The following is a 22,894-nucleotide window of genomic DNA, read 5'->3' on the forward strand; positions in this document are numbered from 1 at the left end:
TGGAAGGCCTTACCCGGCATCAGCTCCCATACTCTCTAGTCAGCTGTTCAAAAAAACTAAATCTAGCTGGCACATCCTTAATGCCTCACGGCATAGAGTGTTTTCTTCTGGCCACCCCTCTCAGCAGTCTGAAGGAGCGGGTGGGTTGGGGGTTCTGAAAATGTGCGGAGCCATGGATGGCGGAGCAGAAGCGCCACAGGGATGTGCCGTAAGGAGCGGTTTTCAGAACCCCCAACCCACCCGCTCCCACCACCAATACTGGCGGCCAAGACGAACACCCGGCTCCCAACCAAGAGGTCCGGAGAACACAGGCTCCAAAGCCCGAACTAAAGTCAGAACTTGTACTTCCGGAGCTCCAGCCGCGCCACCATGGCCCGATGCACTTCGTCGGGACCGTCGGCCAACCGCAGAACCCGAGCGTAACCGAACAATGCCGTCAGCGGGAAATCATCGTCGCTGACACCGGCCCCGCCGTGAATCTGAATCGCGTCATCCACAATCTGCTGAAGCATCTTCGGCACCACCGCCTTGATCATGGACACTTCCTGCAACGCGCCCATAATGCCCTTGGTATCCAGGGCCCAGGCACATTTCAGGGTCAGCAACCGTGCCTGTTCGATGTTCATCCGGGCATTGGCGATGATGTCCGGATTGCCACCCAGCTTGGCGATTGGCCGACCGAAAGCTTCGCGGGTCATGGCGCGCTTGATCATGATCTCAAGAGCGCGCTCGGCAGCCCCGATGGCACGCATGCAGTGGTGCACGCGGCCTGGCCCCAAGCGGCCCTGAGCGATTTCGAAGCCGCGGCCCGGGCCGGCGATGATGGCGCTTTTGGGCAAACGTACGTTGTCGAACAACACCTGGCCGTGGCCGTAGGGCTCGTCGTAGGCGCCAAAGACCGGGAGCATGCGCTCGATGGTGATGCCCGGGGCATCCAGCGGCACCAGCACCATGGAATGTCGGCGGTGCTTCTGCGCGTCCGGGTCGGTTACACCCATGAAGATGCCCACTTTGCAGTCCGGGTGGCCGATACCAGTGCTCCACCATTTGCGGCCGTTGAGCACCACTTCGTCACCTTCTACGGTGGCGGTGGCTTCCATGTTGGTGGCATCGGAAGAGGCAACGGCCGGTTCGGTCATGCAGAAGGCGGAGCGGATTTCGCCGCTCAGCAGTTTCGGCAGCCATTCGGCTTTCTGTTCTTCGGAGCCGTAGTGGATCAGTACTTCCATGTTGCCGGTATCCGGCGCGTTGCAGTTGAAGATTTCCGGGGCGATGAAGCTGCGACCGGTTTCTTCGGCAATCAGGGCGTAGTCGGAGTTGAGCAGGCCACAGCCGTACTTGTCGTCAGGGAAGAACATGTTCCACAGGCCCTGGGCCTTGGCTTTTTCTTTCAGTTCTTTGATGATCGGCAGCACCACCCAGCGGTTTTCCTGAGAAGCAAGCTCCTTGTGATACTGCTCCTCAATGGGAAAAATCTCGTCGCGCATGAACTGTTTCACGCGCTTCAGGTAATCCTGGCCTTTCTCGGAAATGTTGAAATCCATGGTGCAGCTCCTCGCGCTGGCCGCCCTGTTGGGGGCAATGTCGATAAGATGGGAATCAGTCTAGGAGCCAAAGCATTATTACGCGACTGAATTGTTCTTATCGTTTATCATTAACCATGCTTATTCAGAAAACGGAACCTCATCATGGCGCTGAATAGACCGGACCTGAACCTGCTGCATGTTTTCGACACTATCTATCGGGAAGGAAGCCTGACGCGGGCCGCAAAGGCTCTGCATCTGACCCAGCCTGCGATCAGCCATTCCCTGGCTCGGCTTCGGGATCATTTCAATGATCCGCTGTTTACCCGCCAGGGTAACCAGATGGTGCCCACCCCCCTGGCCCGACGGTTTCTGGAATCCATGCGCCCGGGGTTGAACCAGATCCAGAGTGCAGTGAATCAGTTTCACGCCTTCGACCCCGCCAGCCAGCGTAAAACCTACGCCCTCGGCCTTCGGGATGTTCTGGAATCCACCTTCCTGCCTCAACTGATTTCAAAACTCGCGCCCTATCCGGACATGGAGGTGCAGAGTCAACGGGTGGCAAGACGAGACATGGAAACGCAACTGGCCGCAGGAAAGCTGGACTTTGCCATTGACGTATTACTGCCGGTGAGCAACCAGACCAGCCATGAACTGCTGAGGCAGGACCGACTGGTGGTGTTGGCGCGAAAGGGTCACCCGGTCATCGCGCGAGGGCTGGATATGGCCAGCTATCTGGAGGCCCGGCACATTCTGGTGTCGTCACGAGCCGAGGGCCCGGGTATTGAGGATTTCGAGCTCTCCCGCCACGGCGCCCAGCGCACTATTCGCCTACGCTGCCAGCATTACTACGCGGCCTGCCGGGTGGTGGAGAGCTCAGACCTGTTACTGACGATGCCGGAAACCTACGCCCGGATCATTGCCCAGAACACCGACATCGAAGTGCTGGCGCCGCCGGTGGAGATGCCGTCGATTGATGTGCATCTGTATTGGCACAAGGCCTATGAACAGGAACCGGCGTTGGTGTGGTTTCGGGACTTGCTACACAACCTGCAGCAGGCTCAATAGGCTCCGACCAGCATCAGAAAGCCGAAGAAGCCAGCCGCGGTAATCGCCAGAGATACCGCCACGATACCGAAGCCCCACCAGATAGCCGCACCATCGGCAATGTCGACACCATGACCGCGCAGGGTGCGATAGAACGCCCATGGGCCAAGCACGAACGCGCCCACGACGGCAAACACCAGTCCGATGGCGATTCCGGCAAAGGTCCAGGTAGCCAGTACAGTCGCGCGGTCCGAGGTCTGGTCGGTCACGCCATGATGTTCCAGAAACTTCTTGCAGAAGAACCAGACCAGGGCAAACAAGGCAGCCACAAAGACCAGGCCGCCAATCAGGGTAATCAGGCGATAGAGCACGGAAACATCCTGTTAAGAGTCAATCAGTCGGGAAACACCGGCTCCGGCAGACATTCGAATCCCGGTTTGGCGAACAGGTAGCCCTGGTAAAGGGCAATCCCTTGAGAACGAAACCAGAAGTATTCTTCCGGCGTTTCCACGCCCTCCGCCACAATTCGGCCGCCAAGCTGGCGCATCATGGTGATGATACCTGAGACCACTGCCTGCTTGTTGGGTTCCGCATGAATGTTGCGAACCAGCCCCATATCCAGCTTCAGCAAATCCGGCGGGCTCGAGATCATCAGGTTGTAGCGGGAGTAACCGGCACCGAAATCATCAATGGCGGTGCTGAACCCCATGCTCTTGTAGGCTTCGATGATGGAGGTGAGGTGATCAACCGAGGTCATCTCCTCACCCTCTACCACCTCGAAGATGATCTTCCGGGTGTCGAAATCATAGGTCTTGGCGGCCGCCAGCGTGGTACGAATGCAATATTCTGCCTGATAGACCGCGTTGGGCATGAAGTTGATGCTCAACATGGCCTTCATATCGAGCCGCGACGCCAGCTTCACCGCCTTGACCCGGCATATCTGGTCGAACGCATACTGGTTCTGGCTATTCACCTTATCCAGCACGGTCATGGCCCCTTGCCCCTCGGTTCCCCGCACCAGCGCCTCGTATGCAAACACCGTTTTATTGGTGGCATCAACAATAGGCTGGAAGGCAAAGCTGAACGAAAAGTCGAGGCCATTACCACAGGCGCACTCGTCGCAATGGGACTCATCAAAAAGAACAGAGGGTCTATCCACAGAAGCTCCAGAGCGGCTCGCTCGAAATGAATTCGGGTGGAACTGTAAAAGAATCAATCACATTCAACTATAGACACCATCCGCAATCGGGTAAAACGAAAACTCGCTATACCTCCCATAGTCGGGTGGCATCTGCCGGCTGCGGGTCTACACTGGTTTTGGTGTATTTAATCCGTCAAGCCGCTCTTAAAAGGAGGTTCATGGATGGCCCAGACCACCCGTATTGCAGTAACACCCGGAGATGGTATCGGCCCGGAAGTGGTCGCGGAAGCCGTGCGATGCCTGGAGACACTGCGATCCAGGCACAGCCTGCCACTGGAATGGACCCGTTTTCCATGGCCCTCTCACGCCTGGCACGAAGAACACGGCGAATCCTGGCCCACAGATGCCCTTGAGCAGCTCAAGGCCTACGACGCCATACTGCTGGGCGCGCTGGGAGATCCGGGCCCCATGCACGACCCGGAGCGCTATCTGTTACCGGACAGCATTTCGCTCGCGCCCCTGCTGGACATGCGAAAAGGCTTTGACCAGTGGGTGTGTGAACGCCCGGCACGACTGCTCCCCGGCGCACGCCAGTACCTGAAAGATGACCGTGCCAAGGACATCGATATGCTGGTGATTCGCGAGAACAGCGAGGGTGAGTACGTCAGTCAGGGTGGCCGGCTGCGCCCGGGATCGCCCGACGAAGTGGCCACCCAGATGGAGGTGTTCACCCGCCGGGCCACTGAGCGCATTATCCGGTACGGCTTTGAACAGGCTCGTAAACGGGCCGGCGAACGTATTCAGCAAGGCCGCACCCGCAGTTTCCGGACACTGGATGGCAAGACCTGCGAAAGCCAGGTATGCCTGATCACCAAGCGCAATGCCCTGCGCTACTGGGGTGACATGTATTCCGAAGTGTTTGAGGAAATCAGCCGGGAATTCCCGGATGTAGCCACCCATCACGAACTGGTGGATGCCGCCTGCATGAAATTTGTCTCCAGCCCCTGGGCCTTTGACGTAGTCGTAGCCAGCAACCTCCAGGGCGATATTCTGACCGATCTGGCCGCCGTGATCTCGGGGGGCATGGGGGTAGCTCCGTCCTGCAACCTCAACCCGACCGACCCGGACATGCCCTCCATGTTTGAACCGACCCACGGTAGCGCGCCGGATATCGCCGGCCAGGGCATCGCTGATCCAACCGCCATGCTGTTTACCACCGCCCGCATGCTGGACTGGCTAGGCCGAAAAGACCCGTTGCTGGCCCAGGCCGGGCAGGAACTGTTTGATGCGGTGGCCGCGGATCTCGCAGAGAAAGGCTCTGAACAACGCAGCACCCGGGAAATCGGGGATGCTATTTGTAAACGCCTTGGGGCCTGACTAGGCTGCAAAAGAGGTATTCCATTCACTTCGGGAGGTGTCCATGACCGACCACAAAGGCAAACTGTCCCCCCTGCTCAAGCAGGCTACCGGCATCACCGCGGCCAAAGGCGAAGGTGCCTATATCATTGACCCTGAAGGTCGCCGTTACCTGGACTTTACATCCGGCATTGGTGTCACCAGTACCGGGCACTGTCACCCGAAAGTGGTGGAAGCCGCCCAGAAACAGGTAGCCACCATGATCCATGCCCAGGCCACCACAGTCATGAACCCGAGACTACCTGAACTGGCAGAAAAACTCGGCGCAGTGACCCCGGATCCGCTGAATGCCTTTTTCTTTTCCAATGCAGGCACCGAAGTTGCCGAAGGTGCCATCCGCCTGGTGCGCCAGGCCACCGGTCGCCCCAATGTGATCGTATTCCATGGCGGCTTTCATGGTCGCACCATGGGCTCACTGTCCATGACCACCTCCAGCGTGGGCCTGCGAGCCGGTGTCAGCCCGATGATGGGGGGCGTGGTCGTCGCGCCATTCCCCCACGCCTTCCATTACGGCTGGAGCCTGGATGAGGCCACGGACTTCTGCCTGAGAGAGTTGGATCGCATCTTCGTGACCTATTCCGCCCCCAAGGAAACCGCGGCCATGCTGATTGAGCCGGTCCAGGGCGAGGGTGGCTATGTGCCGGCCAACGCTCGTTTTATGCAGGGGTTGCGGGAGCGCTGCGACAAGCACGGCATCATGCTGGTGTTTGACGAAGTACAGGCCGGGTTCGGCCGCAGCGGCAAGTTCTGGGCCCACGAACACTTCGGGGTAACACCCGACGCAATCATGATCGCCAAAGGCCTGGCCAGCGGCTTCCCCATTTCTGCTCTGGCGGCTTCAGAAGAAACCATGGCCAAGGGCTGGCCGGGTTCTCAGGGCGGCACCTATGGCGGCAACGCTGTAGCGGCGGCTGCCGCCATAGCAACCATCGACGTGATTCAGGAAGAGGGCCTTGTGCAGAACGCCGATGCGATGGGCAAACGCCTGTGGGACAACCTGCACAGTTTGAAAAAAGACTACCCGGAAATGGCAGATGTTCGGGGCAAAGGCCTGATGGTTGGCGTGGAGATGCGCCGCGGAGACTGCCCGGACGGAGAACGCGCCGGCAAGATCCTGAAAGAATGTGAAAAGCGGGGGCTGCTGATGCTGCGGTGTGGCCCATACCAGGAAATAGTGCGCTGGCTGCCGCCGCTGATCGTCAACCAGCAACAGATTGACGAAGCCACCGGCATCTTCGAAGAGGCACTGAAAGCCACGGCCTGAGCCATAGGCAGGTACCAGCAAACAGAAAGGCCGGGCGGAACGTCATCCACCCGGCCTTTTTTGCTTCCACTCACCGTAAGGCAGGATCTGGCCTTACTGATCCGCCATCACAAACTCCAGTCGTCCCGGGGCTACCCTCACATCCATCGGTACCCTCCCGAACATGCGCTGGGCGAAATCGGTTTCATCCAGACGATACACCGGCATGGTTTCCAGCATCTGAGCCACCGCCCGCATGACATTGTCGGTGATGGGTGCCAGATCCCCTTTGAAGAAGGGCGAGTCAATCGAGCTCTCCAGCAACTGCAAGCGGCGGATATACACTGCTTTCTCCTGGCTGTCGTATACCGGCGCACCCTCCACTTTCAAAGCGAGGTCCACGGGTAACTTGGCCATCAACGCATTCAGGGCTACCTGTCCACGCAGGTCGATCACCGCTACGTCCCGACCATCAGGCCCAAGGGTAATATCAGCGTCATCCAGGCTGAGACTGAGAGGCGACCCACTCTGCAGCTGTTTTCGATCAAACTCCGCCACCACATCCTTCAGGTGACCCTCAATCTCACCCTCGGAGATGGCGTAGGGCGAAAGGCTTGCGCAGCCGCTAGCCGTCAGCACAACGAACAGAGACAGCAGCCAGGCTTTGGCGTGATTCAACATGATTGGATTCCCTGCAAATTGGTCGGCTTTTATCCTGCGTCAGAGCGCCCTGCACCGCAACTGACTGGCATTAACGATTGGTCATGCGCTTACTCATTCTCTGGGCGGGCATCCACGCTGACGACTCGCCCCTCTTCCAACTGGACAGTCAGAACAATGGGCTGGCAGCACACCTGACAGTCCTCGACATATTCCTGCTCAGGCACGGTCGGGTCGACGCTGACATCCAGCGTCTCCCAACAGTAGGGGCATTGAATCAGGACGGATTCCAGAGCCGACATGCCAGGCCTCAGAACTGCTGCTTGGCCATCCAGGGGATGATCCGGTCGAAGGCCTCTTCCATCCGCTCGCAGGTGGTGGAGAAACTGAACCGCAGGGCGTTGGTGCAGTGCTCACCAAAGGCATCCCCCGGCACCACGCAGACACCGGTTTCCTTGAGCATGCGCAAGGCCAGATCCGAACCATCCACGTGGGGCGGCAAGTCCGGGAAGGCGAAAAAGGCACCACCGGGCTTGTAGCCGGTCAGGTAAGGGGTTTGATCAATCAACTCGACAACCTTGTCCCGACGCTCCCGGTAGATATCCACCATGTCCTGAACGCATTGCTGGTCGGCCGTCAGCGCCGCCACGCCGGCAAACTGGGATGGGGTATTGGCCACTGAGGTGGTGAACATATGGTACCGGCGCAGGGATTTGATCGCCGCCTGACTGGAAATGACCCAGCCCACGCGCAGGCCGGCCATACTGTAGGTTTTGGAGAAACTGCTGATGCACATGATGTTGTCCAGGTCCATGGAGCAATTGAGGACACTGGCAAAATCATCGTCATCAAAAATCAGGTGGTCATACACTTCATCGGCGTATACCTGGATACCACGATAGGCGCACTCTTCCAGAATGGTCTCCACGGTACTGCGGGGATACACCGCCCCGGTGGGGTTGTTCGGGTTGTTCAGGATCAGCGCAAAGGTGCGGGAGCCCATGGCCCGAATCACATCGTCCGGATCCAGCTGGTGGTTGTTCTCGGCCCGCGTGGGAACAAACTTCACCTCACCCCCGGTCATCCGGATCAAAGGTGCATACAACAGAAACGATGGGTCGGTCACGATGAACTGCCGCCCGGGCGCCGAGGTGGCCGAAATGGCCAGATACATGGCTTCAGTCGCGCCGCTCGTTACCAGGATGTTGTCACGGGTGAGCTTGCGGTTGTAGCGCTTGCCATAGTAATCCCGTAGTGCAACCAGCAACTCCGGCAGGCCGGCATCCATGGTGTAACCGGTCTGGCCGGCATTGAGCGCATCAATGTAGGCGTCGATAACATGCTTGGGCGTGGGCAGATCTGGCTGGCCGATCGACAGGTGAATCACATCCTTCATGGTAGATGCCATATTCACCAGGCGACGAATCCCCGAAACAGGAATGGCCTGCATGGCAGGGTTCCAACTGGCCTTGGTCTTCCGGTACTTCACTTTACGCGGCTTGGTCTGGCCGGTGTCCTTGTTCGCGGATTCCGCCATAAGCACCTCCTGGGGGACAGGGTAAACAAAAGAGTACCTTTGCAGGTTAGTCAGGAAAGAGGGGGCGTACAAGCAAGCGGGACTAAAGGATAACCGAACCCCTGAAAAACCGGTTCCGGCCGCCTCAGGTTGACCAGCCCACAACCGCCTACCAGACTAGTAAGACAGTCGTTATTGAGTGCACCATTACCGGAGGTTACATGACAGATTCACGCAAACCGGTCGTTACCGTTCTGACAGCACCGGGAGAGCCGGCACCGCCGGGTATAGAGGCGGTCAAGGCCCGGGCTGAAGTGCGCTTCGCCTGCGACGAACCCACCCTGCGTGAAAGCCTGCCCGGCACCGATGTCATGATGGTCACGGACTTCCGTACCGAAGCCCTTGAAGCGGCCTGGCCCTGTGCTGACAAGCTGCAATGGATTCACGCCACCAGCGCGGGGGTAGATGCGCTGATGTTTCCCGCCCTGATCAAGAGCGATGTGGTGGTCACCAACGCCCGTGGCATTTTCGACCGCACCATCGCCGAATACGTACTCTGCACCATCCTGATGTTCGCCAAGGATTTCCCCCGCTCCATCCGGCTGCAAATGAATCAGGAGTGGAAACACAGAGATACCGAACGGGCCGAGGGCAAACAGGTACTGGTGGTTGGCGCTGGCTCCATCGGCCGCCAGATTGGCCGGCTGGTAAATGCCATCGGCCTGCACGCCCACGGTATCGCCCGTACCCCGAGACATGATGACCCGGATTTCGTGGCGGTGCATGGCAACGATGAGCTTTATGAGCAGCTCTCACATGCAGACTTCGTGGTGATTGCGGCGCCGTTGACGCCACAAACCGAAGGCCTGTTTGATGCCAAAGCCTTTGCCGCCATGAAAAAGACCGCACGCCTGATCAACATCGGCCGCGGCCCGATCGTCAATACCGAGGCTCTGCTCAAGGCACTCGACGATGGCGAGATTGCCGGCGCCGGACTGGATGTTTTCGAAGAGGAACCACTGCCCTCAGACCACCCGCTCTGGCAGCGGGAAAACGTGATCATGACCGCCCATATGGCCGGTGATTTTATCGGCTGGAAGCGGGCGCTCACGGATCAGTTCCTGGAGAACTTTGATCGGTGGCACAAGCAGGGCGAGCTGTTTAACCTGGTGAACAAGGAGCTTGGTTACGCCGGGAGTTAGTGCTCGGACTCCTTTGTCTGACACCGGATCGGCTAACCGGTAGGGCTTTCCAAAACACGCTCCTTCGGCACATCCATGTGACGCTTGAGCTCCGCCATCCCTGGCTCCGCACAGTTTTGGAAAGCCCTACCGGTCATCCGTTCCTACGAATATGCCGCCTTACTCACTAGACCTGATAGCGACTAGCTGCAGAGAACTGCGCCTGCAACGGTAGTAAATCAAATACCCGGCTTTCATCATTAGGATCCACCAACTCCGTCGGGGATTTGTACACCCGCGGAGTGGTGTACAGCATCCTGAGCGCCGTGCCGTGAGGCATGGCCATATAACGCTCCGGCTCGTTTTCCTCCAGCCACTTGCGAACCCTCGGCGCCATGTTGTGGGCCATTTTCGGAAAAAAGTGGTGTTCGATGTGGTGGCTAAAGCGGAAATGCAGTCGGTCCAGCACCGGATGGCTGCGCAGGCTCATCGAGTTATCCAGCGGGTTATTGGTGGCGGTCTGTGGGCGCAGGAAGTGATTGGTGAGGATATAGCCCTGGCCCAGCGCGTTGGCCACCATGAACGGAATCAGCACCGTAAACAGCGCGAGCGAGCCAGAAACGGCAGCCAGCGCCAGCCAGCCCCCCAGGCACAGAAACACCTGCGCGATGGCCTTCCGGCGATCAAACCCCTTGAACTGCTTGCGGCGTTTCGCCTGAATCCATAGCACCAGCTGGGCGTGGAACGTGAACGAATAAGTCAGGAACAGATAGCTGTACCAGGTACCGGAACCCGGAGCCAGCTTGTGAAACTTCTTCTGGCCCGGGTTGGTCTTGTAACGGCGCAGTGTACCGAAGCTGTCCGGATCCGTATCACCGGTATTGGTGTTACCGTGATGCACCACATTGTGCCACTTGCGCCAGAACTCCGGCGGCACCAATAACGGCCCAAACCCCAGCCAGCCAAACACATTCTGCCAGCGCCGGCTCATGCCCAGAGCACCATGCAGCACCTCATGGGCCAACAGCGCCTGGCAACCAATGGTGTGCCCCACCAGCAACGCCAGCCCCAGATTGGCGTACCACGGCAAACCTGCCATCAGGATGACGGCCAGACCACCCCAGATAATGGCCTGCAGGGGCAGAAACCAGATCACCCGCCACGTCTGCGGCTTGAACGTGTCAGCGGGAAGTTCCTTTTTCATGCGATCCCGGAGTTCCCGTTCGTCCGGCTTTCCGAAAACCGCACTCACACTTGTTTCGGGTTTCACTGCTGCGTTCATCTTTTACCTGTCACCATTTGCTGTTGAACACACCCACCATGTACCAAACTTTCAGCGCACACTTGTTAGTCGAAAACTACAACAGAAAACCCAATAAAACAATGGCCAAAGAACGAGAAAGGGAACCCGCCCATAAAATGGGTAACAAGCGTATCCCGATAAGCAATCACCAAAGCATGATGACGCAGGTGGGGAGGCTTTCCCTGGGATGTCTTTGGCCATGGATGGCCAAAGAGAAGCGCACATGGGTGAGGCAAGCGATTATGAAGCGAAGCTTCATGCGCAGCAGAACGACGGCAATCTATGATTGCTGGCTGGACCCGCTTGCGGGTGCTCGTAGCGGTCCCAGGGAAAGCCTCCCCACCTGCGGCACAGCACCAGCCCCGAGAGCTACAGAACACAAGCAAGCCGAAAACAAAAACGGGAGCCCAAAGGCTCCCGTTTTGAAACAAACTGAAAAGCTAAAACCTCAACTCCCCGAAAGCGACTGCTCCGAAGGATCCAGCTCCATCTGCTGAATGGCGATCACCGCCTGAGTCCGATTACGAACCCCAAGCTTGCGGAACACCGCCGTGATGTGAGCTTTGATCGTCGCCTCCGAAACATCCAGATCGTAAGCGATCTGCTTGTTCAGAAGCCCCTCGGCCAGCATCCCCAACACCCGGAACTGCTGCGGTGTCAGCGACGCCAGACGCTCAGAGAAATCCGTGGTCTCAGCCTGCATCCGCTCAATCTTGTCGGCGACTCCCTCCGGCAGCCAGACATCCCCCTCCAGCACCGCCTGTATAGCCTCGGTAATGGTTGGCAAAGGTGCCGATTTGGGAATAAAGCCGGAAGCACCGTAATCAATCGAGCGGCGCATCACCTGCAGATCTTCTGAACCGGACACAACCACCACAGGCAAACCCGGGTACTGGCCTCGCATGAACACCAGACCCGAAAAGCCATGGGCACCCGGCATGTTCAGATCCAGCAGGATCAGGTCCGCGTCCGGGTGCGACTCTACCGCCGCCTGCAGCGCCTTGATGCTGTCGACCTCCACCGTCTCGGCATCCGGCACCGCCTGATTGACCGCCTGTTTCAGTGCTGCCCGAAACAGCGGGTGATCATCAGCGACGATAATTGTTTGTGTCATTCAACAGATTCCTCACAGGTTAGTGCCAGCAGCGGGGCGTTACTTGAACGCCCGACTGCTGATCAGCTCATCCACTACGCCCGGATCAGCCAGAGTGGATGTATCTCCAAGCTGATCGTGCTCGTTAGCGGCAATTTTACGCAAAATCCTGCGCATAATCTTGCCAGACCGGGTCTTGGGCAGTCCAGGTGCCCACTGAATCACATCCGGCGAGGCAATCGGGCCGATTTCCTTACGCACCCACTGTACCAGCTCTTTCTTGAGCTCGTCGCTGGGCTCCTCGCCCTGCACCAGGGTTACGTACACGTAGATGCCCTGCCCCTTGATATCATGCGGGTAACCCACCACGGCAGCTTCAGCCACCTTATCGTGGGCAACCAGCGCACTCTCAACTTCCGCAGTGCCCAGTCGATGGCCAGAGACGTTCAGAACGTCATCCACCCGACCGGTAATCCAGTAGTAACCGTCCTCGTCCCGACGGGCACCGTCACCGGTGAAGTACATACCCTTGTAGGTGCTGAAGTAAGTCTGAACGAAACGCTCGTGATCACCGTAGATGGTGCGCATCTGGCCCGGCCAGCTGTCGAGGATCACCAGGTTGCCTTCGGTCTTGCCTTCCAGGATGTTGCCTTCGTTATCAACCAATGCCGGCTGAACGCCGAAGAACGGCAGCGTCGCGGAACCCGGCTTCAGGTCCACCGCGCCAGGCAGCGGAGAAATCAGGATGCCGCCGGTTTCAGTCTGCCACCAGGTATCTACGATCGGGCACTTGCTGTTACCGATTACGCGGTGATACCACTCCCAGGCTTCCGGGTTGATTGGCTCACCCACAGAGCCCAGCAGTTTCAGGCTGCTACGGGTGGTGCCGTCCATGCAGGACTCACCCTGCGCCATCAGTGCGCGGATAGCGGTCGGTGCAGTATACAGGATGTTGACCTTGTGCTTGTCGACCACCTGCCCCATGCGGGAACTGTCCGGATAGTTGGGCACCCCCTCGAACAGCAGAGTGATGGCACCGTTTGCCAGCGGGCCATAGAGGATGTAGCTGTGGCCGGTTACCCACCCGAAGTCAGCGGTACACCAGTAAACATCGCCATCGTGATAGTCAAACACGTACTGGTGGGTCATGGAGGCGTAGACCATGTAGCCACCGGTGGTGTGCAGAACGCCTTTCGGCGCACCGGTAGAGCCCGAGGTGTACAGCATGAACAGCGGGTCTTCCGCATTCATTGGCTCTGGCTGGCACTCGGCCGAGGCGTTCTTCATCAGATCTTCGTAACGCAGGTCGCGGCCTTCGGTCCAGGGTACCTGATCGTTACCGGTACGCGACACCACGATCACCTTGTCGACCTTGGCGTCGTCCTCATGCTTGAGGGCGGAATCCACGTTCTTCTTCAGTGGGATGGCACGGCCACCACGCAGACCTTCATCTGCGGTAATTACAAAACGGGATTTGCCGTTCACAATCCGTGCGGCCAGAGCTTCCGGAGAGAAGCCACCAAACACCACAGAGTGGATCGCACCAATACGTGCGCAGGCCAGCATGGCAACGGCAGTTTCAACAATCATGGGCATGTAGATGGTAACCACATCACCCTTCTTGACGCCCTGATCCTTGAGCACGTTGGCAAACTTGCAGGTCTCTTCGTAGAGCTCCCGGTAGGTGACATTCCGGGATACCGAGGGATCGTCCCCCTCAAAGATGATCGCGGTCTGATCGCCCCGCTGTTCCAGGTGACGGTCCAGGCAGTTGGCCGAAGCGTTCAGGACACCGTCCTCGAACCATTTGATGGACAAGTTATTGTAATCGTAGGTACTGTTCTTGACCTTGGTGAACGGCTTGATCCAGTCAATACGCTTGCCATGCTCGCCCCAGAAGGTATTCGGGTCCTCTACGGACTGGCGATACATTTCCTCATATTGCGATTTGCTGACCAGTGCGCGCTCGGCGACCTCCGGACTTACCGGATATACCTGCTTGTCAGTCATTGTGCTCCCCCTTGATCTGAGTCTGTTGTCATTGTCGGTTTTTAAATTCAGGGTGGTCGGGCGTTTTTCGCCCGCAAGACAGATGCCTGTAGTTCAACATGTGTGCCACCGCACAATGAATTAGACTAACGTCCTAAGATGCCCGGCAATTAGGGGCAACCTGCTCAGAAATGCAGCGATAAGGGCAGGGACGGGCCACTACCAGGTAATACTCTCAAGGATAGTTGGCCCGCAGGAAATGGCCAAAACAGAAGGAAGAAACCGGGGCAGAAGCGCTTTCCTGCCCCGGCGACGTTTTTCAGGCTGCTTTTTTACGCTGGCGCGCGGTTTTCAGGCTGTACACCTTTCGTTCTTTCAGGGCATAGCGATTGAGCCCGGCCAGGTGAATCTTGCGCAGGTAGAGTTCCCAGTCAATGAGGCGGGCATCCACCGGGAACAGCCCTTTATCGACCTCACCCATCCGGTTCGCCAGCGCCATCAGCTCATCGTTGCGGAAGATATAATCCGGCGCGGTGTAGAAACCAAAAATGGTTGCCAGCGACTGGGTGGTATCCAGGTTCCTGAGCATTTTCAGGTCCCGGGAATTTCCCAGTAATTTGAGCACACGGTCCGTCAGGGAGAGCGGTAAGCGAACACCGCTGATCACCAAATCAAACAGCGCCCGGTTAACCGCCAGAAACGGCTTGCTGGGCTGCCGGTAGAACAGGTGATCGTAGGCAGCGTAATTGGCTTTTGATTCCGCCATGAGATGGTCGATGAACTCACCCAGGGAGATTGGATTGCCGCCCCCGCTGCAACACTGATAGATGCGGCGCCGACCGGGTTCTCCAAGAGCTTCCGCCAGGGAAAGGATGATGGAGTTGGCCACCAGGTCCACTGGAATCACATCGATGATACCGGAGCGTTTGCCCGGGAACAGGGTCACTTTTTCCCGTGCGTAAGCCAGGATGATGGCATCTGCCACCTTCACCCCCTCAATCCAGCCGGGTGCCGGCTCCTCCAGGGCACTTTCGATAATCGAAGGACGCAGAATGGTCAGGGTGCGCCCGTTTAACGCCTTCATCAGCAACTGTTCGCCCAGCCACTTGGTAAAGGTGTAGGTATCGCTCCAGCCATAGCGGTTGGCTTCCCGAATCCCCAGGTCCACCAGCTTCTTCTCCAGCACTTTGCCGGAATAACGGGCCTGAACGTCTTCAATTTTATCCTGCAGCAGGCGAACAAGCTCTTCTATCTCATAGAAGCCGTCCGGGGAACGCGGCACGGCCTCGCCTGCCGGCTTGATCACCGATTCGGTTACTTGCCCCGAGTTCATGCCATTGACATAGCAGGTGGAGACCTGCAGGACCGCAAGCTTCGGATTCAAATCCACCAGGCCGGCAATATTCCGAAGGCACAGGGTGTTGATGGCCAGAGCCTTGTCGAGCTCTTCACGGAAATTCACGCTCGCGGCAGAGTTGATCACCGCATCCAGTTCGGTGGCGAGTTTGCGATAGTCTTCCTGCCCTATCCCGAAACCCGCTTCGGTCACCTCACCGGTCACGCAGTGAATGCGCTCTTCCAGAAAGGCGTCAAATGCCTCTGAATCGGCCTCGCGAAGACGGTCAAACACCGAGGACGTGGCAATTTCTTCCAGGAAACGGGAACGAGCATCCGGGTGCCGTTTATTGCCCCGGATCAGCAGGTAAATAGCGCCGATATCAGGCACCGCCCGAATCAGCTTTTCGAGGACCACCTTGCCCAGAAAGCCGGTGGTACCGGTGATCAGAACCCGCTTGCCGCGGAGCTGCCCGAGCACCTTTGATGATGAAGTGTCAGCGTGATGTACCTGCTGTATTGCCATGATAGAACTCCTTCTCTGAGATCACCAATGCCGATCTGACGCCGGCCAGTACTGTGCGGGCGGGGCACATCCCTTTCCCCGTCGTCACTGATTCCCTGTTGCAACCGCCTGTCAGAGTGCCTGCATATTGCGGGCCACGAGCCACGATATCGGTCAATTCTCACACAATGAACGTGACAGCATGGTGACAGACTGCAAAATTACGACACAAAAAACGCTAATAAAATGACAATTAAAAAGGCACATGGATCGCCCCGGAAACGGCTGCCTCAGGAGCCTGTTCGGTCTTTGCCCGCCAGCGCCCGCAACAGGTCGTCCAGTGAGACATTGGCCGGTTTTTCCCGCAGGGCGCGTACCAGTTGCTCCTGCTCACCAAAACTGACCCGGTCATACAGAGGCCCCTCAAGGCTGTGATGAACCGCCTGAGAGGGGGGCTGGTCACTCGGCGGTGGCGCCAACTCATCTGACAAATGCCGCAAATGACGAGCAAGACTGGCGCGATCGCGAGTCGGCAGCTTATCCCAGTTCATGGCGGCGAGACTGGTCTGAATGATCTCCACCGTGTCGGCATCGGGACTGCGCCCCAACAGTGCAAACAGCCGGGTAAATGCTTCATATCTGAGCATGACATCATCGGATACCGATATCATGGCCTTCTCTAATTGTGCGATCAGATCCAGACAATGCTGCCGGCTGCTTTTATCCGCCCCACTGTTCTGGCCATTACCTGCGTCCGACTCAGTGGCGCGTTTGGCGGCCCGGTACCAATAAGCGGCGATCCCCGCCTTTCTTGGGGGCAGTCGGCCAACATGAACGTTCAGCATCTCGGCCAGGGAGTGAAACTGCCGACAGGAGGGGTCCGAAGCCGGCAGCACCGTCACCGGCATCTGGTCCAGCACTGACTGACGCAGAGTTTCATCACGCCAGAGCCCGCCCAGATAATGAAGCGACCACTGCAGATGGCGCTGACAGGCACCATTAAAACGCTGAAACACAGAGCGCGCCTGACTGGCCCCCTGCGCCATATTAACGATCACTGCCGGAGTCCGGCGGTAGCCGCGGCGTTTGAGTACCTTCATCAGAGAAAAAGCGTCGGTTAGTGAGGCCGGATCAGGCGTGACAACCAGACAGGCCAGCTCGGCAGCAGCAATCATGTGCAATCCCACCGACTGTAAACCCGACGCCGTATCGATAATAACGGTGTCGTAGCGGTTCTCAAGCTCATGCAGTGCCCGCAGAACAGCCAGACCACCCTGCTCCGACATCTCCATACAGCTCTGCACACCGGATGCACCTGGGATCAGATCCAGCCCGCCGTAAGTGGTCATGATAATATCCTGCATGACGCATCGCCCCGCCACCACATCGGCAAGCGTGCGCTGAGGGTAGGCACCTACCATAATGCTGACGTTGGCAAGGTCGGTATCGCCATCCAGCAGAAGCACCTTCTGGCCCTGCTCGGACAGGGCAATGGCCAGGTTCAGCGCCACCGTGGTCTTGCCAACACCGCCCTTTCCACCCGTAATGGCAATGGTTCGGGTCTGGCGCGATTTTTGCGCTGGGTTCTGGCTTTGTGTCTGCTTGGGGACTTCCATGAAAAACAGCCTGGACGCTTAAACTTGTCACTATAAGCGACATTTTAACCTGTAAAAAGGGTACACATATCACAGACCGGATGATAGATTGCTTAAAAAAGCACCAATAAGTATTTAATAGTGACGGATTATTGTCTAAGCTCAGGGACCAACAAGAAGAATGAACACCCTGTCATATTATTTCAATACAGAACAGGGAAGCTTGCGCACGGCCATCAGCGGACCGCGCAGGACTATAGGGGCGTGCCATGACTACAGCGACGGATATTGCGTCAGATCTACAGCTGCCGAGCCTTCCGGAGGTTATCCTGCGCGCTCTGGACGCCTGCCATTCCGGTCAAAGCTATCGCGAAATCAGCCGTATCGTTTCTGCCGACACCGCCCTCGTTACCCGGTTACTCGCCCTCACCAGCTCCGCGCTATACCAACGGGGAGCTCCCAGCCATTCTGTTGAACAGGCCCTGTTGAGACTGGGGACCCGAAAATTCCAGACGCTGCTACTGACGTCCGCGCTGCGACAGCTGATGTTTGAACTTGGAGGCGACGAGTGGCAACAACTGAGGGACTTCTGGCGGCACTCCCTGACCACCGCACTGACGGCCAAGACGCTGGCTACGCTGACCCGCTACCCGGAACCGGAAGAAGCCTTTCTTCTGGGGATGATGCATAACATTGGCGAGCTCATTGCGATCAAAACACCTTGCCCCGAACGCAAGCAACAGATACTGAACCAGCAGAACGACATCGCCGCCGGGCTTGTGTCCTCCTGGGGGCTGGGCACAATGGCGGTCGATGCCATGCGCTATCAACAGGCCCTGCCAGGACAACTGAGGGATGCCGGGCACCTGGTCAAGGTGGTCAGTCTCTCTACCCGGCTAGCTCTGTCTGATGCCGTAGGCGTAGGGGCAGCGGCCACCATCTTCGGGTTGCAGGAAGATCTTACCCGTGAGATCAACAAGAAGATCGGCGAAGAGGTTGCCAGCGTGGCTGCCTCCCTCGGTATCCCTCTGGATACTGATTACGATGCCCGCGAGGCCAGACGTCAGCTGAACCAGCGGCTGCTGGAACACACCATGGTGCGAACCGCGCTGGCGTTGCCAGCCTCTGGCCCGGAAAACCTCTCCACACTGGTGTCGGAAGCCGCCAGCAGCCTGGCACTGATCACCGGTCTGCCCGTGCTCTGCTTCAGCCGGGAGGGTGAGGATCTTACGCTACGTTCAGGCACCTGCCGGCAACTGCCGGAGATGTCCGTTAATCCAGCCTACGGCGACAGCGCGCTAACCACTGCTCTGAGAACCGGCACCACCACAACCATGGATCAGACCGAACCCACCGTGCTTGATCAACAGCTGTGCTCCTTGCTGGCCGCACCCTCACTACTGGCGCTCCCGGTTGCAACCGGGGACAGTGTGTTCGTGATTGGCATCGACGACCAGACAGTGGCGGGTGCGCGCAACCTCGGAGAGTTGTTCACCCGGGAACTCTCAGCGGTTCTCGAGCTGTCATCTGCCGATCGCCTTGGCTCGGACCAGCAAATGGTGAACGATCGTCTGCGCCGACAGGTACACGAGGTCAGTAACCCGCTCACCATTATCCGCCAGTACCTGTTCCAGCTGCGCAGCCGGCTCCAGGATCCAGATGTTCAGGATGAGCTGAACATCATTCAGGAAGAACTCGAGCGTGCCGGCAACCTGTTGTTGCAGATCAGCCAGCACGCAGCCGAAGCAACAGGCTCCGACACCGATCTGAACGAAGAACTGACCGGTCTGGGCAGGATCCTTCGGGATAGCCTGTTCCATGACGATCACCGGGAGCTTCACCTGCACCTCTGCAAAGCGGACACTCAAGTACAGGCAGCCCCCTCTGCGGTCCGCCAGATCGTCCTTAATCTGGTCAGAAACGCAGTTGAGGGTTTTGGAGAGCGGCCCGGAACCGTCACTCTGAAAACCACGGCACCCCTGTTTCAGAACCGGCGACGCTGGGTTGAGTTGCAGGTCACCGATAACGGTCCCGGCATTCCGGAGCCATTGCAACGCCGACTGTTTGAACCGGTCAACAGCACCAAGGGAGATGGCCATAGCGGCCTGGGGCTGAGCATTGTTAAACAACTGATTGATGACATGGAGGGCATCATTGCTTGCCACACCGGCCAGGAAGGCACGGCCTTCCGGATACTGCTGCCGGCGGCAAGTCAAAACGATAACGACACCGACTGACGACGAAACCACGGACACACACCCATGGCGAGCGCACAGACCACAGAGTCCTCCAGCCTTTCACGACGCCCCAGCATCCTGGTGGCAGACGATGAGCCACGCCTGCTCAAAACCCTGGCCGACCTCCTGCGGAGCCGGGGTTTTGAGGTGTCAGAAGCCCACGGTGGGCGACAGGCCTGTGAACAGCTTCACCGGCAAGCCTTTGATCTGGCCCTGCTGGATCTGAACATGCCAGAGCTGGACGGTTTTCAGGTAATGGCTGAAACCGGCCGGCTGCAGCCGGATTGCGGTGTCATTGTGGTCAGCGGAGAGTCGTCTTTCAGCACCGTCAGTCGGGCCCTGCGCCGAGGCGCACTGGATTACATCCGTAAACCCTTTGACCCGGAAGAATTGCTGGCGACTGTGGAAGGGGTTCTGGGCAAGCAGTCACTTATTCGGGCCCATGAGATGGTTCAGTCCCGGCTGGAGAAATCCGAGGCCCTGCACCGCTATATCGTCAACAGCTCGCCGGACATCGTGTTCATGCTCGATGAAACCGGGCATATCTGCTTCATCAACAACAAGGTCGAAAGCCTGCTCGGCTATCAGCCCTCAGAGCTCTGCGGGCAGCATTTCCGCCATATACTGGATGACCGGGACGTGGCCCGTGGCACCTATGCTCTGCAGGGCCCCAACATCTCTGCGGATAATCCCCGGGTGCTGGAGGTCCGCCTGAAAACCCGGGGCAGCCGCAAGGCCACCCGTCATTTCGAGATCACCGCCTTCCCGGTAGACCCACAAACCTGGCCCCAGACCGGCAAGACCCAGGGCGGCTGCACCGGCCAGCCAGCGCGTTATTATGGCATCGCCCGCGATGTCACCGAGCGCAAGGAGGCCGAGGCCTTCATCAATTTCCAGGCTTACCACGACCTGCTGACCCGGCTGCCGAATCGGGCTCTGTTCAAAGACCGGCTGGAACTGGCCATCACCCATGCACGACGCAGCCAGCAGAAACTTGCCGTGATGTTTCTGGATCTGGACCGCTTCAAGGTGGTTAACGACACGCTCGGACACGCCATGGGAGATCGCCTGTTGCAGGCGGTCACGCATCGACTGGAAAAGTGCCTGCGCCGGGGAGACACCCTGTCCCGCTTCGGGGGCGATGAATTCACCCTGTTATTGCCGAGCATTCACGGCAACGACGACGCAAGGAACATTGCCCGTAAACTGATCAACGCTCTGAAAGCGCCGTTCCAGCTGGGAGACCACGAGGTCTTTGTGGGGGTCAGTATCGGGATTTCAGTATTCCCCGAAGCCGGCGAGACCATGGATCTGCTGATACAGAACGCCGATATTGCCATGTACCACGTGAAAGCGCGGGGTAAAGATGGCTATCGCTTCTATTCCGACAGCATGAGCATCAACACCGCCAACCGGCTGAGCCTGGAACGGGATCTTCGCCTGGCACTGGAACGCAACGAGCTCCGGGTGTTTTACCAGCCTCAGGTATGCTCCCGTTCCAACCGGGTGGTGGGCCTGGAGGCCCTGGTGCGCTGGCAGCACCCGGAACGGGGACTGCTCTACCCCGGGGATTTCCTGCCCCTGGCAGAAGAAACCCGGCTGGTTGGCAAACTCAGTGAACAGGTTATCGATCAGGCCTGCCGCGACGTGGGCCGCTGGATCAGTAGCGGGCATTCCGACCTGCGCCTGGCGGTGAACCTCTCCCCCAGCCAGGTGGAGCACCCCAGATTCGTCGAAACCCTGATGAACCGGGTGGCCGCCCACAACTTCCCGGCCGATAACCTGGAAATCGAAATCACAGAAAATGTGATCATGAATGATCTTGAACAGATCAGCCGCAAGCTCAAGGAGCTGGCCGCCACCGGCGTGCGCATCGCCATCGACGATTTCGGTACCGGCTATTCCTCGCTCAATTACCTGCACCGTCTACCGATTCACACTCTGAAGGTGGACCAGTCCTTTGTTAAAGCCATACGCAGTGGCGAAGACGGAGCCTGCATCGTCAACGCCATTATCGCCATGGCACACGGCCTGAAACTCGAGATTGTGGCCGAAGGTGTGGAAACCGACGACCAACTTGCATACCTGAAAAGCCTCGGCTGTCACCAGGTTCAGGGCTTCTTCTACGGCCCCGCCCGACCCGCCGCCGACATTACACGGTTGCTGGCCAAAGATGGTCTGGCCTTCGCACATACCGGCTAAAACGATTATCGATTGTCTGACACTCAGAACCAAAACATTGACCCGGTTTGCAAAGTGTATCCTTACGTTACTTTGTGTATCCGGAAATGCGCAGTACTGCACATCTTTCAACCTACCCCTTCTCTAAGCTCGGTTTATCAGTAACCGATCACCGGAATGTCCGACAGGCTGTCGGAGCAACAATCACAATAACGGTGGCGGACAACCAGGGAACAAGAAGAAGGCAGCAGTCATCATGCGCGACAAGTACAAGTATATTGGCCCCGTCTACGATTTTCTCAGCAATCTCTACAGCGGCAAGAACATCCATCGCTGCAAGACCGCCATGCTGGATGTGGAAACGGTAAAACCCGGAGACCGCATTCTCTTTGCCGGCGTCGGCCACGGCCGGGACGCTATCCGAGCCGCAGAGCTGGGAGCGGAGGTAACGGTGGTCGATCTGTCCGAAACCATGCTGCGCAAATTCGCCGATGCCCAGCATAAAGAAGCGCCTCATCTGACCATACGCCGCATCCACAGCGACATCATGAAGGTGGATGAGTTCGAGCAATACGACATGGTGGTCGCCAACTTTTTCCTGAACGTGTTTGACGAAGACATGATGGTGAAGGTGCTCGAGCACCTGATTCGCCTGGGCAAAGCCGATGCCAGAGTGGTTGTCGGCGACTTCTGCTACCCGACGGGCAACATCCTGTCCCGCATGTTCAAGAAACTCTACTGGTACATGGCGGTGTTCATTTTCTGGCTGTTTGCCAACAACGCCTTCCACAAGATCTACAACTACCCCGAGCACATGCAGCGCCTGGGCCTGCAGGTAACCGAGAAGAAGCACTTCAAGCTTCTGAACATGGACTGCTACTGGTCCATCCTCGGCCGAAAACAGGCCTGAACCCCTGACACCAAAAACA

Annotated in this window: 18 protein-coding genes; 7 read left to right on the forward strand and 11 right to left on the reverse strand. The window is 58.0% G+C overall.

Annotated features, from left to right (window positions below; genetic code table 11):
- Positions 1 to 332: 332 nt before the first annotated feature.
- A complete protein-coding gene (locus tag ARC85_RS17145; RefSeq protein WP_272998951.1) occupies positions 333 to 1,544 on the reverse strand; it encodes an acyl-CoA dehydrogenase family protein in 1,212 nt (403 codons plus the stop codon).
- Between the two features lie 144 nt (positions 1,545 to 1,688).
- On the opposite strand from ARC85_RS17145, the gene ARC85_RS17150 reads away from it, so the two are divergent.
- Positions 1,689 to 2,591, forward strand: coding sequence for a LysR family transcriptional regulator (locus ARC85_RS17150; RefSeq protein ID WP_286715599.1), 903 nt, complete (start codon positions 1,689 to 1,691; stop codon positions 2,589 to 2,591).
- On the opposite strand, the gene ARC85_RS17155 is transcribed toward ARC85_RS17150, so the two are convergent.
- Both ARC85_RS17155 and ARC85_RS17160 read right to left on the reverse strand, forming a co-directional pair.
- Positions 2,585 to 2,941, reverse strand: a complete 357-nt coding sequence (locus ARC85_RS17155; protein ID WP_014420797.1) for a hypothetical protein — start codon at positions 2,939 to 2,941, stop codon at positions 2,585 to 2,587. The genes ARC85_RS17150 and ARC85_RS17155 overlap by 7 nt on opposite strands.
- A gap of 23 nt (positions 2,942 to 2,964) precedes the next feature.
- Complete coding sequence (locus ARC85_RS17160) at positions 2,965 to 3,729, reverse strand: EAL domain-containing protein (RefSeq protein ID WP_014420796.1); 765 nt, start codon at positions 3,727 to 3,729, stop codon at positions 2,965 to 2,967.
- 204 nt (positions 3,730 to 3,933) lie between these two features.
- On the opposite strand from ARC85_RS17160, the gene ARC85_RS17165 reads away from it, so the two are divergent.
- On the forward strand, positions 3,934 to 5,088 hold the full coding sequence (locus tag ARC85_RS17165) for an isocitrate/isopropylmalate dehydrogenase family protein (RefSeq protein ID WP_286715601.1): 1,155 nt from the start codon (positions 3,934 to 3,936) through the stop codon (positions 5,086 to 5,088).
- A gap of 43 nt (positions 5,089 to 5,131) precedes the next feature.
- Entirely contained in the window at positions 5,132 to 6,391 is a 1,260-nt protein-coding gene (locus ARC85_RS17170; protein ID WP_011785679.1) for an aspartate aminotransferase family protein, read from the forward strand.
- Positions 6,392 to 6,484: 93 nt separating this feature from the next.
- Here the strand turns inward: ARC85_RS17170 and ARC85_RS17175 are convergent, their stop codons facing one another.
- From ARC85_RS17175 to ARC85_RS17185, 3 genes are all read right to left on the reverse strand, one after another.
- Entirely contained in the window at positions 6,485 to 7,051 is a 567-nt protein-coding gene (locus ARC85_RS17175; RefSeq protein ID WP_286715603.1) for a YceB family lipoprotein, read from the reverse strand.
- 89 nt (positions 7,052 to 7,140) lie between these two features.
- Positions 7,141 to 7,332, reverse strand: a complete 192-nt coding sequence (locus ARC85_RS17180) for a CPXCG motif-containing cysteine-rich protein (protein WP_011785681.1) — start codon at positions 7,330 to 7,332, stop codon at positions 7,141 to 7,143.
- Between the two features lie 8 nt (positions 7,333 to 7,340).
- Positions 7,341 to 8,567 carry a pyridoxal phosphate-dependent aminotransferase gene (locus tag ARC85_RS17185; RefSeq protein ID WP_011785682.1) on the reverse strand — a complete coding sequence of 409 codons (1,227 nt, stop codon included), beginning with the start codon at positions 8,565 to 8,567 and terminating at the stop codon, positions 7,341 to 7,343.
- A 200-nt stretch (positions 8,568 to 8,767) separates the two neighbouring features.
- On the opposite strand from ARC85_RS17185, the gene ARC85_RS17190 reads away from it, so the two are divergent.
- The gene (locus ARC85_RS17190; protein ID WP_228224901.1) at positions 8,768 to 9,748 is read left to right on the forward strand and encodes a D-2-hydroxyacid dehydrogenase; all 981 of its coding nucleotides are present in this window, start codon (positions 8,768 to 8,770) and stop codon (positions 9,746 to 9,748) included.
- A gap of 166 nt (positions 9,749 to 9,914) precedes the next feature.
- Here ARC85_RS17190 and ARC85_RS17195 read toward each other — a convergent pair whose 3' ends face one another.
- From ARC85_RS17195 to ARC85_RS17215, 5 genes are all read right to left on the reverse strand, one after another.
- Positions 9,915 to 10,997: a fatty acid desaturase family protein gene (locus tag ARC85_RS17195; protein WP_286715605.1), complete on the reverse strand. Its 1,083-nt coding sequence runs from the start codon at positions 10,995 to 10,997 to the stop codon at positions 9,915 to 9,917.
- 481 nt (positions 10,998 to 11,478) lie between these two features.
- The gene (locus ARC85_RS17200; RefSeq protein ID WP_011785685.1) at positions 11,479 to 12,144 is read right to left on the reverse strand and encodes a response regulator; all 666 of its coding nucleotides are present in this window, start codon (positions 12,142 to 12,144) and stop codon (positions 11,479 to 11,481) included.
- A gap of 39 nt (positions 12,145 to 12,183) precedes the next feature.
- Positions 12,184 to 14,133: an acetate--CoA ligase gene (gene acs, locus ARC85_RS17205; RefSeq protein WP_023007942.1), complete on the reverse strand. Its 1,950-nt coding sequence runs from the start codon at positions 14,131 to 14,133 to the stop codon at positions 12,184 to 12,186.
- 298 nt (positions 14,134 to 14,431) lie between these two features.
- A complete protein-coding gene (locus tag ARC85_RS17210) occupies positions 14,432 to 15,973 on the reverse strand; it encodes a fatty acyl-CoA reductase (RefSeq protein ID WP_023007941.1) in 1,542 nt (513 codons plus the stop codon).
- Between the two features lie 269 nt (positions 15,974 to 16,242).
- Entirely contained in the window at positions 16,243 to 17,568 is a 1,326-nt protein-coding gene (locus ARC85_RS17215; RefSeq protein WP_222179845.1) for a MinD/ParA family ATP-binding protein, read from the reverse strand.
- A gap of 248 nt (positions 17,569 to 17,816) precedes the next feature.
- Between ARC85_RS17215 and ARC85_RS17220 the strand changes: the two genes are divergently transcribed.
- The 3 genes from ARC85_RS17220 (at position 17,817) to ARC85_RS17230 (ending at position 22,875) form a co-directional block, all read left to right on the forward strand.
- Positions 17,817 to 19,784, forward strand: a complete 1,968-nt coding sequence (locus ARC85_RS17220; protein ID WP_286715606.1) for an HDOD domain-containing protein — start codon at positions 17,817 to 17,819, stop codon at positions 19,782 to 19,784.
- A 24-nt stretch (positions 19,785 to 19,808) separates the two neighbouring features.
- Positions 19,809 to 21,986, forward strand: coding sequence for a putative bifunctional diguanylate cyclase/phosphodiesterase (locus tag ARC85_RS17225; RefSeq protein ID WP_224851510.1), 2,178 nt, complete (start codon positions 19,809 to 19,811; stop codon positions 21,984 to 21,986).
- 235 nt (positions 21,987 to 22,221) lie between these two features.
- Complete coding sequence (locus ARC85_RS17230) at positions 22,222 to 22,875, forward strand: class I SAM-dependent methyltransferase (protein WP_011785691.1); 654 nt, start codon at positions 22,222 to 22,224, stop codon at positions 22,873 to 22,875.
- Positions 22,876 to 22,894: the final 19 nt, after the last annotated feature.

The organism is Marinobacter sp. tcs-11, assembly GCF_002049515.1.
Classification (GTDB): Bacteria; Pseudomonadota; Gammaproteobacteria; order Pseudomonadales; family Oleiphilaceae; genus Marinobacter; species Marinobacter nauticus.

What these genes read in the sequence shown, in the direction of transcription:
- ARC85_RS17145 (WP_272998951.1), bottom strand. Translation starts at nt 1,544, where the DNA reads ATGGATTTCAACATTTCCGAGAAAGGCCAGGATTACCTGAAGCGCGTG.
- ARC85_RS17150 (WP_286715599.1), top strand. Translation starts at nt 1,689, where the DNA reads ATGGCGCTGAATAGACCGGACCTGAACCTGCTGCATGTTTTCGACACT.
- ARC85_RS17165 (WP_286715601.1), top strand. Translation starts at nt 3,934, where the DNA reads ATGGCCCAGACCACCCGTATTGCAGTAACACCCGGAGATGGTATCGGC.
- ARC85_RS17170 (WP_011785679.1), top strand. Translation starts at nt 5,132, where the DNA reads ATGACCGACCACAAAGGCAAACTGTCCCCCCTGCTCAAGCAGGCTACC.
- ARC85_RS17175 (WP_286715603.1), bottom strand. Translation starts at nt 7,051, where the DNA reads ATGTTGAATCACGCCAAAGCCTGGCTGCTGTCTCTGTTCGTTGTGCTG.
- ARC85_RS17180 (WP_011785681.1), bottom strand. Translation starts at nt 7,332, where the DNA reads ATGTCGGCTCTGGAATCCGTCCTGATTCAATGCCCCTACTGTTGGGAG.
- ARC85_RS17185 (WP_011785682.1), bottom strand. Translation starts at nt 8,567, where the DNA reads ATGGCGGAATCCGCGAACAAGGACACCGGCCAGACCAAGCCGCGTAAA.
- ARC85_RS17190 (WP_228224901.1), top strand. Translation starts at nt 8,768, where the DNA reads ATGACAGATTCACGCAAACCGGTCGTTACCGTTCTGACAGCACCGGGA.
- ARC85_RS17200 (WP_011785685.1), bottom strand. Translation starts at nt 12,144, where the DNA reads ATGACACAAACAATTATCGTCGCTGATGATCACCCGCTGTTTCGGGCA.
- acs (WP_023007942.1), bottom strand. Translation starts at nt 14,133, where the DNA reads ATGACTGACAAGCAGGTATATCCGGTAAGTCCGGAGGTCGCCGAGCGC.
- ARC85_RS17210 (WP_023007941.1), bottom strand. Translation starts at nt 15,973, where the DNA reads ATGGCAATACAGCAGGTACATCACGCTGACACTTCATCATCAAAGGTG.
- ARC85_RS17215 (WP_222179845.1), bottom strand. Translation starts at nt 17,568, where the DNA reads ATGGAAGTCCCCAAGCAGACACAAAGCCAGAACCCAGCGCAAAAATCG.
- ARC85_RS17220 (WP_286715606.1), top strand. Translation starts at nt 17,817, where the DNA reads ATGACTACAGCGACGGATATTGCGTCAGATCTACAGCTGCCGAGCCTT.
- ARC85_RS17225 (WP_224851510.1), top strand. Translation starts at nt 19,809, where the DNA reads ATGGCGAGCGCACAGACCACAGAGTCCTCCAGCCTTTCACGACGCCCC.
- ARC85_RS17230 (WP_011785691.1), top strand. Translation starts at nt 22,222, where the DNA reads ATGCGCGACAAGTACAAGTATATTGGCCCCGTCTACGATTTTCTCAGC.